General features: G+C 66.3%; 16 protein-coding genes. 14 read left to right on the top strand and 2 right to left on the bottom strand.

Annotation, left to right across the window (positions count from 1 at the left end; genetic code table 11):
* From ACRDTL_RS08770 to ACRDTL_RS08735, 8 genes are all read left to right on the top strand, one after another.
* Positions 1-375, top strand: a 375-nt coding sequence (locus tag ACRDTL_RS08770) for an ABC transporter permease (RefSeq protein WP_431506319.1), incomplete at its 5' end; no start/stop codon positions are given.
* Position 376: 1 nt separating this feature from the next.
* A complete protein-coding gene (locus ACRDTL_RS08765) occupies positions 377-1,252 on the top strand; it encodes an MlaE family ABC transporter permease (protein ID WP_431506318.1) in 876 nt (291 codons plus the stop codon).
* A 5-nt stretch (positions 1,253-1,257) separates the two neighbouring features.
* Positions 1,258-2,472, top strand: a complete 1,215-nt coding sequence (locus tag ACRDTL_RS08760) for an MCE family protein (RefSeq protein ID WP_431506317.1) — start codon at positions 1,258-1,260, stop codon at positions 2,470-2,472.
* The gene (locus tag ACRDTL_RS08755; protein ID WP_431506316.1) at positions 2,469-3,500 is read left to right on the top strand and encodes an MCE family protein; all 1,032 of its coding nucleotides are present in this window, start codon (positions 2,469-2,471) and stop codon (positions 3,498-3,500) included. Before ACRDTL_RS08760 ends, ACRDTL_RS08755 begins: the two co-directional genes overlap by 4 nt.
* On the top strand, positions 3,497-5,074 hold the full coding sequence (locus ACRDTL_RS08750; RefSeq protein ID WP_431506315.1) for an MCE family protein: 1,578 nt from the start codon (positions 3,497-3,499) through the stop codon (positions 5,072-5,074). Before ACRDTL_RS08755 ends, ACRDTL_RS08750 begins: the two co-directional genes overlap by 4 nt.
* A gap of 3 nt (positions 5,075-5,077) precedes the next feature.
* Complete coding sequence (locus ACRDTL_RS08745; RefSeq protein ID WP_431506314.1) at positions 5,078-6,652, top strand: virulence factor Mce family protein; 1,575 nt, start codon at positions 5,078-5,080, stop codon at positions 6,650-6,652.
* Positions 6,653-6,693: 41 nt separating this feature from the next.
* Positions 6,694-7,836 (top strand): virulence factor Mce family protein, encoded by a 1,143-nt coding sequence (locus ACRDTL_RS08740; RefSeq protein ID WP_431506320.1) that lies wholly within the window; start codon positions 6,694-6,696, stop codon positions 7,834-7,836.
* Positions 7,837-7,839: 3 nt separating this feature from the next.
* Complete coding sequence (locus ACRDTL_RS08735; RefSeq protein ID WP_431506313.1) at positions 7,840-9,390, top strand: MCE family protein; 1,551 nt, start codon at positions 7,840-7,842, stop codon at positions 9,388-9,390.
* Between the two features lie 28 nt (positions 9,391-9,418).
* Here ACRDTL_RS08735 and ACRDTL_RS08730 read toward each other — a convergent pair whose 3' ends face one another.
* Complete coding sequence (locus ACRDTL_RS08730) at positions 9,419-10,213, bottom strand: hypothetical protein (protein ID WP_431506312.1); 795 nt, start codon at positions 10,211-10,213, stop codon at positions 9,419-9,421.
* Between the two features lie 107 nt (positions 10,214-10,320).
* Here ACRDTL_RS08730 and ACRDTL_RS08725 point away from each other — a divergent pair, with 107 nt between their 5' ends.
* The 6 genes from ACRDTL_RS08725 (at position 10,321) to ACRDTL_RS08700 (ending at position 15,443) form a co-directional block, all read left to right on the top strand.
* On the top strand, positions 10,321-11,340 hold the full coding sequence (locus ACRDTL_RS08725; protein WP_431506311.1) for a hypothetical protein: 1,020 nt from the start codon (positions 10,321-10,323) through the stop codon (positions 11,338-11,340).
* Positions 11,337-12,350, top strand: coding sequence for a hypothetical protein (locus ACRDTL_RS08720; protein WP_431506310.1), 1,014 nt, complete (start codon positions 11,337-11,339; stop codon positions 12,348-12,350). The genes ACRDTL_RS08725 and ACRDTL_RS08720 overlap by 4 nt, the downstream gene beginning before the upstream one ends.
* Positions 12,351-12,357: 7 nt before the next feature.
* Complete coding sequence (locus ACRDTL_RS08715) at positions 12,358-13,200, top strand: sugar phosphate isomerase/epimerase family protein (RefSeq protein ID WP_431506309.1); 843 nt, start codon at positions 12,358-12,360, stop codon at positions 13,198-13,200.
* Positions 13,201-13,285: 85 nt separating this feature from the next.
* The gene (locus ACRDTL_RS08710) at positions 13,286-14,089 is read left to right on the top strand and encodes a thioesterase family protein (protein WP_431506308.1); all 804 of its coding nucleotides are present in this window, start codon (positions 13,286-13,288) and stop codon (positions 14,087-14,089) included.
* A gap of 85 nt (positions 14,090-14,174) precedes the next feature.
* Positions 14,175-15,041, top strand: a complete 867-nt coding sequence (gene proC, locus ACRDTL_RS08705; RefSeq protein ID WP_431506307.1) for a pyrroline-5-carboxylate reductase — start codon at positions 14,175-14,177, stop codon at positions 15,039-15,041.
* Between the two features lie 138 nt (positions 15,042-15,179).
* On the top strand, positions 15,180-15,443 hold the full coding sequence (locus ACRDTL_RS08700; RefSeq protein WP_431506306.1) for a helix-turn-helix domain-containing protein: 264 nt from the start codon (positions 15,180-15,182) through the stop codon (positions 15,441-15,443).
* A gap of 28 nt (positions 15,444-15,471) precedes the next feature.
* Here ACRDTL_RS08700 and ACRDTL_RS08695 read toward each other — a convergent pair.
* Positions 15,472-15,702, bottom strand: a 231-nt coding sequence (locus ACRDTL_RS08695) for a hypothetical protein (protein ID WP_431506305.1), incomplete at its 5' end; no start/stop codon positions are given.

The following is a 15,702-nucleotide window of genomic DNA, read 5'->3' as shown; positions in this document are numbered from 1 at the left end:
ATCCACCGGCTGGTGGTGCCCCGGGTAGTTGCCGCCACCCTGATCGCCACACTGCTCAACGGCTTGGTGATCACCGTCGGCCTGGTGGGCGGCTACCTGTTCGGGGTGTATCTGCAGAACGTGTCGGGCGGCGCTTACCTGGCCACCCTGACCACCATCACCGGCCTGCCCGAGGTCGTCATCGCGACGGTCAAGGCCGCAATCTTCGGTCTGATCGCCGGACTCGTCGGGTGCTTCCGCGGGCTGACCGTGCGCGGCGGCTCCAAGGGGCTCGGCACCGCCGTCAACGAGACCGTCGTGCTCTGCGTCGTCGCCCTCTACGCGGTCAACGTGGTGCTGACCACGATCGGCGTCCGGTTCGGGACGGGGCGCTGACATGACGACGACTGCTGCCGTTGTTTTACGCACCCGCTATCCACGGGCAGCCGCCCTCCTCAACCGCTATGGCGGTGGCGCGGCCCGAACACTGGAAACGCTGGGCACTTTCGCCCGGTTCACCCGGATCAGCATCGGGGAGATCGGGTGGGCGCTGCGCCGGTATCGCCGGGAGATGCTGCGGCTGATCGCCGAGATCGGCATGGGCACCGGCGCGATGGCCGTCGTGGGTGGCACGGTCGCGATCATTGGCTTCGTGACACTGTCCGGTGGCTCGTTGATCGCCATCCAGGGCTTCGCGTCGCTCGGTAACATCGGTGTGGAAGCGTTCACCGGATTCTTCGCGGCGTTGGCCAACACCCGCGTCGCCGCACCCATCGTCGCCGGTGTCGCCCTGGCTGCCACTGTCGGTGCCGGCGCTACCGCCCAGCTGGGCGCCATGCGGATCAGCGAAGAGATCGACGCGCTGGAAGTGATGGGCATCAAGTCGATCTCGTTTCTGGTGTCCACCCGCATCCTGGGCGGCCTGGTGGTGGTCGTGCCGTTGTACGCGCTGGCGCTCGACATGGCGTTCATGTCGGGGCAAGTCGTCACAACCGTTTTCTATGGACAGTCCAACGGCACCTACGAGCACTACTTCCGGACATTCCTGCGTCCCGAGGACGTGGGCTGGTCGGTCGTGCAGGTGATCATCATCGCTGTGGTCGTGATGGTCACCCACTGCTACTACGGATACACCGCAAGCGGCGGCCCGGTCGGTGTCGGCAAGGCCGTTGGTCGATCGATGCGCTTCTCGCTTGTCTCGATAGTGGTCGTCGTCCTGCTGGCCGAGTTGGCGCTCTACGGCGTCAACCCAAACTTCAACCTCACGGTATAACCGCGGTGACGACGACTTCGACGCGCAACAGGCCGCCCACCCTGCTGTACCTGGAGGGCGTGGGCCTGTTGTGCGTCTGTGCGTTGGTTCTGGCATTGGTATACCTACAGTTTCGCGGAAGCTTCACGCCGAAGATCGAGCTCACGATGGTGGCGTCCCGGGCGGGTTTGGTGATGGAGCCGGGGTCGAAGGTCACCTACAACGGCGTGGCTATCGGCCGGGTGGACCGTATCTCCGAGATCGAGCGTGGCGATCGGCCGGCGGCAAAGCTGCTGTTGGATGTGGATCCGAAGTACGTCAAGTTGATTCCGGCCAATGTGGACGCCCAGATCGAGGCCGCCACGGTGTTCGGCAATAAGTATGTCTCGTTCACCTCACCGGAAAACCCAGTGCCGCGCCCTATCTCGCCTCATGACGTGATCGAGGTGCGTTCGGTGACGACCGAGTTCAACACGTTGTTCGAGACGATCACCTCGATCGCGGAGAAGGTCGATCCGGTCCAGCTCAATGCGACGCTGTCCGCGGTGGCCCAGGCGCTCGACGGGTTGGGCACCAGGTTCGGTGAGTCGATCACCAACGGGAACAATATTTTGGCGCAGTTGAATCCGCGTATGCCCCAAATCCGTTACGACGTGCAGCGGTTGGCGGATCTGGCAGACATCTATACCGATGCGTCACCGGATCTGTGGAACTTCCTGCAGAACGCGCTGATCACCGCGGGCACCCTCAACAGGCAGCAGGATGACCTCGATGCCGCGTTGTTGTCGGCGGTGGGAGTGGGCAACACCGGCGAAGACATCCTGCGGCGGGGTGGGCAGTATCTGGCGCGCGGGGCGGCCGATCTGGTGCCGACCGCCCAGCTACTCGACACGTACAGCCCCGAACTGTTCTGCATGACCCGCAATTTCTACGAGGCGGCCCCCAAGATCGCGAAAGCGATCGGCGGCAATGGCTACTCGCTGTCGGGAGTCGGAACGATCATTGCTGCGCCCAATCCCTATGTCTACCCGGACAATCTACCGCGGGTGAATGCTCGTGGTGGTCCCGGCGGGCGGCCGGGCTGCTGGCAGACCATCACCCGCGAGCTGTGGCCGGCACCGTACCTGGTGATGGACACCGGCGCCAGTATCGCGCCGTACAACCACTTCGAAATCGGTTCGCCCTACGCACTTGAGTACGTCTGGGGTCGACAGGTAGGGGATAACACGATCAACCCATGAAAATCACCGGCGCAGCAGTCAAACTCGGCATCTACTGGTTGGTGCTGTTGATGTTCACCGCAATGATCATCGTCGTGTTCGGGCAGGTGCGTTTCGACCGCACCACCGGGTACTCCGCGGTGTTCACCGGCGTCAGCGGACTGCGGGCCGGACAGTTCGTCCGCGCTTCGGGGGTGGAGATCGGCAAGGTCTCCAAAGTGACACTGATCGACGGGGACACCCGGGTGCTGGTCGACTTCAGGATCGACCGCGACCTGCCCCTGGACCGAGCGGCGACCGCATCGATTCGCTACCTCAACCTGATCGGCGACCGCTACCTGGAACTCAAGCGTGGCGACAGCGACCAACGACTGGCCCCGGGCGCCACGATCCCGGTCGAGCACACCCGGGCGGCGTTGGATCTCGATGCCTTGATCGGTGGATTCCGGCCGCTGTTCAAGGCGCTGGACCCGGGCAAGGTCAACACCATCGCGTCGGCGATCATCACCGTGTTCCAGGGGCAGGGCGGGACCATCAACGACATCCTGGACCAGACCGCGTCGCTGACCTCAACCCTGGCCGACCGTGACCAAGCCATCGGTGAGGTCATCAGCAACCTGAACACCGTGCTGGCCACCACCGTCAAGCATCAGAACGAGTTCGACCAGACAGTCGACAACGTCGAGTCGCTGATCACCGCACTGAAGAATCGGGCCGATCCGCTGGCCGCCGCGGTCGCGCATATCAGCAACGCCGCCGGAACTCTGGCCGACCTGCTGGGTGAGGACCGCCCCTTGTTGCACGGCACCGTCGGATACCTCGACGGCATCCAACAGGCACTCATCAAAGACCTGCCCACCCTTGACGACGAGCTGGCGAAACTGCCCAACGCGTACCGGACCATCGGTCGCGTCGGCGGACTGTACGGCGACTTCTTCAACTTTTACGTGTGCGATGTCTCGCTGAGACTCAACGGGTTACAGCCTGGCGGGCCGGTACGCACGGTCCGGCTCTGGCAGCAGCCGACGGGGAGGTGCACGCCGCAATGAGAGTGCTCACGGAATTCAACCGCGGCCGCGTCGGGTTGATGGGCGCTGTGGTCACGCTGCTGGTCGTCGGTGTGGGGCAAAGCTTCACCAGCGTGCCGATGCTCTTCGCGAGCCCCACCTACTACGCGCAATTCGCCGACACCGGCGGCCTGTCCACGGGCGACAAGGTGGAAATCGCCGGGGTGAACGTCGGTCTGGTGCGCTCGCTGGCCATCAAGGACGACAAGGTCCTGATCGGATTCTCGCTGACCGGCAAGACCATCGGCACCCAAAGCCGCGCCGCGGTTCGCACCGATACCATTCTCGGCCGCAAGAACATGCAGATCGAACCGCGTGGTTCGGATCCCTTGCAGGCCAACGGTGTCCTGTCGGCCGGGCAGAACACCACGCCATACCAGATCTACGACGCGTTCGTCGACGTCACAAAGGCGGCAACGGGCTGGGACATCGACACCGTCAAGCACTCGCTGAACGTGTTGTCGGACACTCTCGACCAGACCTATCCGCACCTGAGCGCCGCGCTCGACGGCGTCAAGGGATTCTCCGACACCATCGGCAAGCGGGACGCGCAGATCAAGCAACTTTTGGGCAACGCCAACAAGGTTGCCACGGTGTTCGGCAACCGCAGCGGTCAGATCAACACGCTGCTGGTCAACACCAACACTCTGCTGGCCGCCTTCAAGCAGCGCAGTCAGGCGATGGACGTTCTGCTGCGCAACGTGTCGGCGGTGTCCACGCAGGTGTCGGGTCTGATCAACGACAACCCGAATCTTCACCAGGTGCTGGAGGAATTAGGCACGGTCAGCGACGAGTTGGTCAAGCGCAAGAGCGAATTGGCCGATGTACTGGTGCTGCTGTCCAGATACACCGCGTCGCTGACCGAGGCGGTCGGCTCCGGCCCATACTTCAAGGCAATCGCGGTCAACCTGCTGCCGTACTGGGTCCTGCAGCCGTGGGTGGACGCCGCGTTCAAGAAGCGCGGGATCGACCCGGAGAACTTCTGGCGCAGCGCGGGCCTGCCGGCGTTCCGATGGCCGGACCCCAACGGCACCCGGTTCGCCAACGGCGCGCCGCCGCCGGCACCGCCAGTGTTGGAGGGCACCCCGGATCATCCGGGCCCGGCCGTCGCCCCGGGATCGCCGTGCTCCTACGTGCCGCCGCTCGACGGCCTGCCACGCCCGGACAACCCGCTACCGTGCGCGGGCGTAGACCAAAGCGAGGGCCCGTTCGGTCCGTTAGCGGGTCCCTATCCGGGGCTGCCCGACGTCCATCCGTTGCCGCCCAACCGCACCGGCCTGCCGCCCACGCCGGGGATCCCGATCGCCGGGCGGCCCGGTGAGGCACCGCCGGATGTTCCCGGCACACCGGTGCCGATCGCACCCGGACCGCCGGGGGCGCGCAGCGAGCCGTTGGGGCCGGCCGGCCCCACCCCGCCGCCGTCGACGTTCGCACCGGGGTTGCCGCCCGGACCGCCGGCACCCCCAGGACCCGGGCCGCAGATATCGGGTGGCCACCTGTGCTTGAATGCGCTCTTTTGCCCCGTTGAGCAGGCCGCGCCCGGGCCAGGAGGCTAGCCCATGTCGACCATCTTTGATATCCGCAGTCTTCGGCTGCCGAAGCTAACCCGCCGGGCGGTGTTCGCCGGATTGCTGGCCGTGGTTTTCGCCGCTGTCGCAGCCGCCGGCGGCGTGCAGCTCTACCGGAAGCTGACCAACACCACCGTCGTCGCGTACTTCCCCGAGGTTCTCGCACTGTATCCCGGCGACAAGGTTCAAATCATGGGCGTGCGAGTCGGTTCGATCGACAAGATCGAGCCGGCCGGCGACAAGATGCGAATCACCTTGCACTACAACAGCAAGTACAAGGTGCCTGCTAGAGCCACCGCGTCGATCCTCAACCCCAGCCTGGTGGCGTCGCGCACCATCCAACTGTCACCGCCCTACACCGGCGGGCCGGTGCTGAAGGACGGCGCGGTGATCCCGATCGAGCACACCCAGGTGCCCGTCGAGTGGGATCAGCTGCGCGAATCCATCAATGGGATCTTGCGGCAGCTGGGTCCGACAGCGCAGCAGCCGAAGGGGCCGTTCGGCGACATCATCGAATCGGCCGCCGACAACCTCGCCGGCAAGGGCAACCAGCTCAACCAAACGCTGACCAGTTTGTCCGAAGCGTTGACCGCGCTGAACGAAGGTCGGGGCGACTTCTTCGCGGTGACCCGAAGCCTGGCGCAATTCGTCACCGCGCTGTACCAGAACGACCAGCAGTTCACCGCGGTCAACCACAACCTCGCCCAATTCACCGGCTGGTTCACCAAATCCGAGCACCAAGTGGCCGACACGGTCGCCCAGGTCGACGAGGTGCTCGCCAAGGCTCGAAAGTTCGTCAGCGACAACGGGTCCGTGCTCACTCACGATGTCAACAATCTCGCTGACGCGACCACTACGCTACTGCAACCCGAGCCGCGGGACGGGCTGGAGACCGCGCTGCACGTGCTGCCCACCTACGCCGGCAACTTCAACAACATCTACGCGCCGGTGCACGGCGCGCTGATAGCCATGGGGGTGTTCCCGAATTTCGCGAACCCGCTGCAGGCCATCTGCAGCGCCATCCAGGCTGGCAGCCGGCTGGGCTATCAGGAGTCAGCCGAACTGTGCGCGGAATACCTGGCGCCGGTGCTCGACGCCGTCAAGTCCAATTACCTGCCGTTCGGCATGAACCTGTTTAACACGGCGTTCGCCCTGCCCAAAGAGGTGGCGTACACCGAGGAGCGGCTGCGCCCGCCGCCCGGTTACAAGGACACCACCGTGCCGGGAATCTTCTCGCGGGACACCCCGTGGTCGCACCGCAACACTGAACCCGGGTGGATCGTCGCCCCCGGAATGCAGGGCACGCGGGTTCAGGCGCTCACGGCGAACTTGCTGACGCCGGAGTCGCTGGCCGAGCTCATGGGTGGGCCGGACATCACGCCACCGCCACCGGGAACAAACATGCCCGGATCGCCGGATTCCTACGACGAATCCAGTCCGTTGCCGCCGCCGTGGTACCCGCAGCCCGGGCCGCCACCGGGTCCGGCGCCGGGCGTGATTCCCGGGCAGCTGCCGGGGCCGCTGCCAGCGGAAAGTGCTGCCGCACAAGGAGGTACGGGTCAGTGAGACGCGACGCGAACGCGAACGGCAAGCCGAACCGACGGCGGATGCAGCGCGCGATGCGGGTCGCTCGCCGCGGCATGGCGTTGCTGCTGTCCGCGGTCGTGTTGAGTTCGTGCGGGTGGCGCGGCATTGCCAATGTGCCGTTGCCGGTCGGTCGGGGCACCGGTCCCAACCACTTGACGGTCTACGTGCAGATGCCCGACACTCTGGCGTTGAACACCAACAGCCGGGTGCGGGTCGCCGATGTCTGGGTCGGCATCGTCCGCGACATCAGCCTGAAGAACTGGGTCGCGACCCTGACGTTGGACCTCGATCCAGCCGTGCGGCTGCCGGTCAACGCGACCGCGAAGATCGGCCAGACCAGCCTGCTGGGCACCCAACACGTCGAACTGGCCGCGCCGCCGAACTCTTCGCCGCAAACGCTGAAAAGCGGCGACACCATACCGCTGAAGGACTCCTCGGCGTTTCCCACCGTCGAACGGACGTTGACCAGCCTCGCGGTAATCCTCAACGGCGGCGGCATCCCGAACCTCGACGTGATCCAAACCGAGGTCATCAATATCCTGGACGGGCGCGTCGATCAGATCCGCGAATTCCTCAAGCGGCTAGACACATTCACCGCTGAACTGAACCGGCAACGTGACGACCTCACCCGGGCGATCGACTCGACCAACCAACTGCTGACCATCGTCGCCAACCGCGACGCCACACTGGATCGCGTACTCACCGAATTCCCGCCGCTGATAAAACATTTCGCCGACACTCGCAATCTGTTCGCCGATGCTGTCGAATCGCTGGGACGGTTCAGCGACGTCGCCAACCGTACGCTGTCCGACACCGCGCCCAACCTTCGGCAGAATCTGCAGTCGTTGCAGCGGCCGCTCAAACAGCTTGTCCGGGCCGCGCCATATGTGGTCGGCGCGCTGAAGTTGGGCCTGACCGCACCGTTCAACATCGACAACGTGTCGAAGGCGGTTCGCGGCGACTACGTCAACGTGTCCGGGGCGGCCGACCTGACGCTGAGCACCCTCGACAACGCGCTGCTGAGCGGGACGGGATTCTCCGGAATGCTGCGGGCGCTCGAGCAGTCGTGGGGACGGGATCCGGAAGTCATGATCCCCGACGTCCGGTTCACGCCGAACCCGAATGACGTACCGGGCGGACCGCTGGTGGAGCGGGGTGAGTGAAAGATGTTGTCTCGCCTCATCAAAGCCCAATTGGTTCTGTTGGCCGTGTTCGCGGTCATCGCGGTGGTGGTCCTGGGTTGGTATTTCCTGCGGATACCCAGCATGGTCGGCATCGGCCGATACACGCTTTTTGCCGATTTGCCCCAGTCCGGGGGTCTGTATCGAACAGCCAACGTGACATACCGGGGCATCACGATCGGGAAAGTCACCGACGTCGAACCGACCCGGCGGGGCGCGCGGGCGGCGATGAGCATCGATGCCGGCTATCGGATCCCGGCCGACGCCAACGCCAATGTGCACTCGGTGTCGGCGGTCGGCGAACAGTACCTCGACCTGGTGTCGACCAGGGACGGCGGTCCATACCTTCAGAATGGGCAGACGATCACCAAAAGCCAGGTTCCCAGCCAGATCGGCCCGGCGTTGGATGCCGCCAACCGTGGATTGGCGGTGCTGCCCAAGGAAAAGATCGCGTCGTTGCTCACCGAGACGTCGCGGGCGGTGGGCGGCCTGGGGCCGTCACTTCAGCGTCTGGTCGACGCCACCCAGGCGATCGCACACGACTTCAACGGCAGCATCGACGACGTCGACGACATCATCACGCGTTCGGCACCCATCATCGACAGCCAAGTGAATGCCGGTGACGCGATCGCGCGCTGGTCCGCCAACCTCAGCACGCTGGCCGCGCAGACTGCGCAGCAAGACCCTGCGGTACAAAGCATTGTGGCCAATGCGGGCCCGACAGCCGATCAGGTCAACGCGACGTTCAACGATGTGCGGGACTCGTTGCCGCAGATGTTGGCCAACCTCGAGGTGGTGATCGACCTGCTCAAGCGTTATCACTCGGGCGTCGAGCAGGCGTTGGTGTTCTTGCCGCAGTCCGGTGCGATCGCTCAGTCGGCTACCTCGGCCTATCCCGATCATGCGTCCGTGGATGTCGCGCTGTCGATCAACCAACCACCGCCGTGTTTGACCGGCTTCTTGCCCGCCTCGCAGTGGCGGTCACCGGCTGACACCAGCGCCGAACCGCTGCCGAGCGGCACCTATTGCAAGATCCCGCAGGAGACCCCGGCAAATGTGGTGCGCGGCGCCCGCAACGACCCGTGCGTGGACGTGCCCGGCAAGCGCGCGGCGACTCCGCGGGAGTGCCGCAGCAGCCAGCCCTATGTCCCGTTGGGCACCAACCCGTGGTACGGCGATCCCAACCAGATCCGCAACTGCCCGGCGCCGGGTGCGCGTTGTGACCAGCCGGTGAACCCGGGTCAGGTGATCCCGGCGCCGTCGCTCAACACCGGCCTCAACCCGCTGCCCGCCGACCGGCTGCCGGGGACACCGCCGCCGGTCAGCGACCCGCTGCAGCGGCCGGGGTCGGGCACCGTCCAGTGCAACGGCCAGCAGCCGAACCCGTGCATCTATACGCCGAACGCGCCTGTCACGGGGATTTACGACGTGCAGAGCGGTGAGGTCGTCGGACCCGACGGGATGAAGTACTCGGTCGAGAACTCGACCAACACCGGAGACGCCGGATGGAAGGACATGCTCGCGCCAGCCGGCTGACCTGCTCGAAGCCGCGCGGGCCGGGCGGCTATTCGGCCACCCGCGTCGCCGGGTGCACCGCGATGAGCCCTAACCCGCTGCGCCGCTTGCACATCGCCGCCAGCTCCGCGTAGGCCTTCTCGCCGATCAGCTCGGTCAGCTCGGCGGCCAGGCTTTCCCACACCTGCTTGGCGCCGATGTGAGCGGCCGGATCGCCGGTGCAATACCAGTGCAGGTCGGCCCCGCCGGCGCCCCAGCCGCGGCGGTCGTATTCGGTGATGGTGGTCTTGAGGATCTCGCTGCCGTCGGGGCGGGTCACCCATTCCTGGCTGCGCCGTATCGGCAGCTGCCAACAGACGTCGGGTTTCATCGTCAGCGGGAGCACGCCCAGGCGAAGCGCCGCGGTGTGCAGTGCACAGCCGGGGCCGGCTTGGAACCCGGGCCGGTTCAAGAAGATGCACGCCCCCTTGTGTTTGCGGGTGCGCCACTGCGGTTCGCCCTCATGCTCGTCGAGCTCCAGGTAGCCCTTGCGGCCGCGGCCCTTCTCGCGGAACTGCCAGTCGTCGTCGGTGAGCCGGGACACCGCGCCGTCGAGCCGCGCGCGGTCGTCGTCGTCGGACAAAAACGCCCCGTGCGAACAACATCCGTCGTGCGGCCGCCCGGCCACCGTTCCCTGACAGGCCGGGGTGCCGAAAACACACGTCCAATGCGACAGCAACCAGGTGAGGTCGGCCGCGATCAGGTGCTCGGGATTGTCCGGGTCGTAGAACTCCACCCATTCGCGTGCGAAATCTATTTCGACTTCATGCGGGTGCTCGGGCTGCGAGGATGCCACGATTCCCACGGTAGACCAAGTTGGTATCGCCCGGCTCCTGCTCGGGCCGCGACACGGTCCGCATTGTCGCCGGGCGAAATTCGGCCAACCCGGCCCTACCCGTTAGGTTGTGTTTTGTGCGATTAGGTGTGCTCGACGTGGGCAGTAACACGGTGCATCTGCTGGTCGTGGACGCGCACCGCGGCGGGCATCCGACGCCGATGAGTTCGACCAAGGCCACGCTGCGGCTTGCCGAGGCCACTGACAGCTCGGGCAAGATCGGCCGGCGCTGGGTTGACAAGCTGATTTCCACGATCGACGAGTTCAGCAAGATCTCCGTCAGCTCGGGCTGCGCCGAGCTGATGGCCTTCGCCACCTCGGCGATCCGCGACGCCAAGAACTCCGAGGACGTGTTGGCTCGGGTGCGCGCCACGACCGGTGTTGACCTGGAGGTGCTGCGCGGTGTCGACGAGTCGCGGCTGACCTTCCTGGCGGTGCGCCGGTGGTACGGGTGGAGCGCCGGACGGATCATCAACCTCGACATCGGCGGCGGCTCGCTGGAGCTGTCCAACGGTGTTGACGAGGAACCCGAGGTGGCGTTGTCGCTGCCGCTGGGCGCCGGCCGGCTGACCCGGGAATGGCTCAAAGAAGACCCGCCCGGCCGGCGTCGGGTCGAGATGCTGCGGGATTGGCTGGATGCCGAATTGGCCAGTGCCGCGGTGACCGTCCTGGACGCCGGCATCCCTGACCTCGTGGTAGCAACGTCGAAGACCCTCCGCTCGCTGGCGCGGCTCACCGGTGCGGCGCCGTCGGCCGCGGGGCCGCGGGTGCAGCGGACGCTCACCGCAAGCGGTCTCAGACAGCTCATAGCATTCATCTCTAGGATGACGACGGCTGACCGTGCTGAACTGGAAGGAGTCAGTGCCGAACGGGCACCGCAAATCGTTGCGGGAGCTCTGGTGGCGGAGGCGACTATGCGTGCGCTGTCGATCGAAACTGTGGACATCTGCCCGTGGGCACTACGGGAAGGTCTCATCTTGCGCAAACTCGACAGCGAAGTCGACGGAACCGCACAGGTTGAGGCCTCCGTGCGCGATGCTAAAGGCCGGCAAGGTGATCGGACCGCGGTTAGCCGATCGAGAGGCGACACATCATGACTGGACCACATGACAGCCCGGACACCCGCCCGATCTCAGTGGCAGAGCTGCTGGCCAAGAACGGCACGATCGGCGCTCCGCCGCCGGTCAGCGGGCGCCGTCGCCGTCGACGCGGCAACAGCGACGCGGTGACGGTCGCCGAACTGACCGGTGAGATCCCCATTGTCAGTGACGACGTCGAGCACGACGAGACCGAGCGTCGTGGCCCGGGAACCCATGCCCAGCGCGCCAACGGTGCCGCCGTCGCGCCGGTTGTCGAGAAAACCGACCACGAAGTCGGCGAGGCCCCCTACTGGTCCGCACTCCAGCCCCGCTGGCCCGAATCCCCGCAGCAGCACCCGCGCGAGTCCCGGCCCGAGCGCAGCCCGTACCCGCTGCCGGTGCGTAACTCCGCCCGGATTGACGACCGCGCCGAGGCGCCCGACACGCAACCGGGCGCCGAGGAGATGAGCCCGGACCCGCTGGAGGATTATGCCGGCATGCCGGTGGACGTGATGGACACCGAGGTCCGAGAAGCCGAACCGGCGAACGAGGACTCTGCCTATGTGCGCTCGTACCTACGTCGGTCGGTGGGCCTGTTCTCTGGCCGAACGACCGCTCCGGGCGTCGAAGCCGAGCCGGAAGGGGATTCCGCGCGCGACGACGTCACCGACGCCGACGAGGCCGATGAGGACTACCCGGATCTTGCCGACGCCGACACCGATCTCACCGCTGAGGTCGCGGACGCCTATCCGTCGGCGGACGACTCCGAAACCATGCTCCGCGGCGGATTGGTTGTGCTGCAGTCGATTCTGGCGGTGGCATTCGGCGCCGGGCTGTTCATCGCGTTCGACCAGCTGTGGCGGTGGAACAACATCGTGGCGCTGGTGCTCTCGGTGCTGGTCATTCTTGGCCTGGTGGCGGGGGTGCGGGTGGTCCGCAAGACCGAGGACATCGGCAGCACGCTGATCGCGGTCGCGGTGGGGGCACTGGTCACGCTGGGGCCGTTGGCCCTGTTGCAATCCGGCTAGTCGCTCGGTGCGCCCAGCCATCAAGGTCGGTCTGTCGACGGCCTCGGTCTACCCGATGAGGACCGAGACCGCCTTCGAGTACGCGGCCAGTCTCGGTTACGACGGCGTCGAGCTGATGGTGTGGGGTGAGTCGGTCAGCCAGGACATCGCCGCCGTTGCGAAGCTCTCCCGGCGGTACCGGGTACCGGTTTTGTCGGTGCACGCGCCATGCCTGCTGATCTCGCAACGGGTCTGGGGTGCCAACCCGATTCCCAAGCTGGAACGCAGCGTGCGGGCCGCCGAACAACTCGGCGCCCAGACCGTCGTCGTGCATCCCCCGTTCCGTTGGCAGCGGCGCTACGCCGAGGGGTTCACCGAGCAGGTCGCTGCCCTGGAAGAATCCCGCGACGTGCTGGTCGCGGTGGAGAACATGTTCCCGTTCCGGGCGGACCGGTTCTTCAGGGCCGGCCAGTCCAAGGAGCGGATGCGCAGGCGCGGCGGCGGACCTGGCCCGGGTATTTCGGCGTTTGCGCCGTCCTACGATCCGCTGGACGGCAACCATGCGCACTACACGCTGGACCTATCGCATACCGCGACGGCCGGCACCGACGCGGTGGACATGGCGCAGCGGATGGGTTCGGGTCTGGTGCACCTGCATCTGTGCGATGGCAGCGGGCTCCCGGCCGACGAGCATCTGGTGCCGGGCCGCGGCAGCCAACCGGTGGTCGAGGTGTGCGAGATGCTGGCCGGCGGCGACTTCGCCGGCCATGTCGTGCTGGAGGTGTCCACCTCGAGCGCGGGATCGAGCCACGAGCGCGAGGCCATGCTGGCCGAGTCGTTACAGTTCGCCCGGGCGTACCTGTTGCGCTGAGCGCCGACGACGATGCAGTGGGCCCCCGCGAAGCTGGGGACGAAGCGATGAGGAGGAGCGGCGCCATAAACCGTCGAAAGGAAACATGACGTCGTTATTCACCGATGCGATGACGCTGCGCAAAGCCGGGTCCGGCGTTTTTGACGGCGAATTGAACAAGCACTGGACCATCGGGCCCAAGGTGCACGGCGGGGCGATGCTGGCGTTGTGCGCCAACGCCGCTCGCATCGCGCACGGCGGGTCAGACGTTGCGCCGGTCGCGGTGTCGGGCAGCTTCCTGTGGGCGCCCGACCCCGGGCCGATGCGGCTGGTGACGTCGATCCGCAAGCGCGGCCGGCGGATCGGTGTGGTCGATGTCGAGCTCAACCAGGGCGATCGCACGGCCGTGCACGCGGTGATCACGCTCGGCGAGCCGGAGCACCTGGTGCCGCCGCTGCTGTCGGCCAACCCGGTGGTGGACCTGATGGCACCCGAACCGCCGGACGACATCGCGCCGATCGGTCCCGGTCACCCGATGGCCGGGCTGGTGCATTTAGCCGATGGCTGCGATGTGCGGCCGCTGGTTTCGACGGCGGAGCCCACCGACGGCTCACCGCCGGTGATCCAGCTGTGGGTGCGGCCGCGCGGCGTGGCGCCCGACGTGTTGTTCGCGCTGATGTGCGGGGACGTGTCGGCACCGGTGAGCTTCGCCGTGGGCCGCACCGGCTGGGCGCCGACCGTGCAGCTGACCGCATACCTGCGCGGGTTGCCGGCCGACGGTTGGCTACGCGTCGTGTGTACCTGCATGCAGATCGGGCAGGACTGGTTCGATGAGGACCACGTCGTTGTCGACTGCGAGGGCCGCATCGTGGTGCAGACCCGCCAATTGGCGATGGTGCCACCCCGTTAAACGGCGGGCGGCCCGCTGCGCCCGGCTGCGCCGCGCTTGCGACCACCCGCCCCGTAGTGCCGGCCTCTCTGCCATGCTTGCCAACATGGCCAGAATCGCGATCGTCGGCGGCGGCAGTATGGGGGAGGCCCTGTTGTCCGGGTTGCTGCGGGCGGGGAGACAGGTCAAGGATCTGGTGGTGGCCGAACGGCTGCCCGACCGCGCCAAATACCTTGCTGATACGTATTCGGTGCTGGTGACGTCGCTGGCCGAGGCGGTGGAGAACGCGACGTTCGTCATCATCGCGGTCAAATCCTCCGACGTCGAGCCGGTCGTCGGCGAGATCGCTGCGCTGGTTGCCCAGGCTGACGAGGACAACCCCGAGCAGGTGTTCATCACTGTCGCCGCCGGCGTCACCACCACCTACCTGGAATCCAGGCTGCCGGCCGGGACGCCGGTGATGCGGGTGATGCCCAACGCTCCGGCGCTGGTCGGTGCCGGGGTCAGCGCGCTGGCCAAGGGCCGCTTCGCCACCCCCGAACAGCTCAAAGAGGCCGCCGCGCTGTTCGACTCGGTCGGCGGTGTGCTGACGGTTCCGGAGACGCAAATGGACGCCGTGACCGCGGTGTCCGGTTCGGGTCCGGCATATTTCTTCCTGATGGTCGAGGCCCTGGTGGACGCTGCCGTCGGCGTGGGGCTGAGCCATTCAGTCGCCAGCGAACTGGTCGCGCAGACCATGGCGGGATCAGCCGCGATGTTGTTGGACCGGATGGAGCAGGACCGGGGACCGGGCGGTGCGGCGACGCCCGATATCTCTACCCCGGCGCGGCTGCGGGCAATGGTTACCTCGCCCGGCGGTACTACCGCCGCTGCGCTGCGCAAACTCGAACGCGGTGGTTTGCGCGCGGCGATCGACGATGCGGTACAGGCCGCGAAAAGGCGCTCCGAAGAGCTGCGAATCACATCAGAGTAACTAATGAATTTCGAAGGATTTTCCCCCACCCGTCGCAGTAACCCCACTAGTCCCGCTATTCTCCTGTGAGTATGCACGTGTGGGTGCCAGCGGAGGGGAAGCCGCCGGGACTGCACGCGCCTGACTGATTGGGTTGCGATGACGTCTATGAACGGGCCATCGGCACGGGATTCAGCTGGCGGTAAATCGGCGAGGGATAGCGGTTCAGCCGACGGCCAGCAGCCCAGGACGCAATTTCTCACTGTGGCCGAGGTGGCGGCGCTGATGCGGGTCAGCAAGATGACGGTCTACCGGTTGGTTCACAACGGTGAGTTGCCCGCGGTGCGCGTTGGCCGATCCTTCCGGGTACACGCCAAGGCCGTCCACGACATGCTGGAGAGCTCCTACTTCGACGCGGGTTAACGAGCCCGCCGTCACTCTGGCGTGCCGCTCAGCCCTGACGGTGCGGGTCGCCGCCCTGGACGCGCGGTCCGCGCTTTTCCGTTCCGTGCGGCTTGCCGGGTTCTTTGCTGTTGGCGGGTTTGTTGGTCGACCTTGGTCGTGGCGGGGTTTTGTCGGTGGTGTTTGGGATGGTCGTGGTGTGACGGCCGAGAAGTTGCGGGAGTGGCGTGGGGTCAAGCCGGTGGCGGGTCCATCCGGTGTGGCGATCACCACTCGGCTG

The sequence above is a fragment of the Mycobacterium sp. genome, assembly GCF_050700595.1.
Classification (GTDB): Bacteria; Actinomycetota; Actinomycetes; order Mycobacteriales; family Mycobacteriaceae; genus Mycobacterium.
This window is presented reverse-complemented; position numbering and strand designations above follow the sequence as displayed.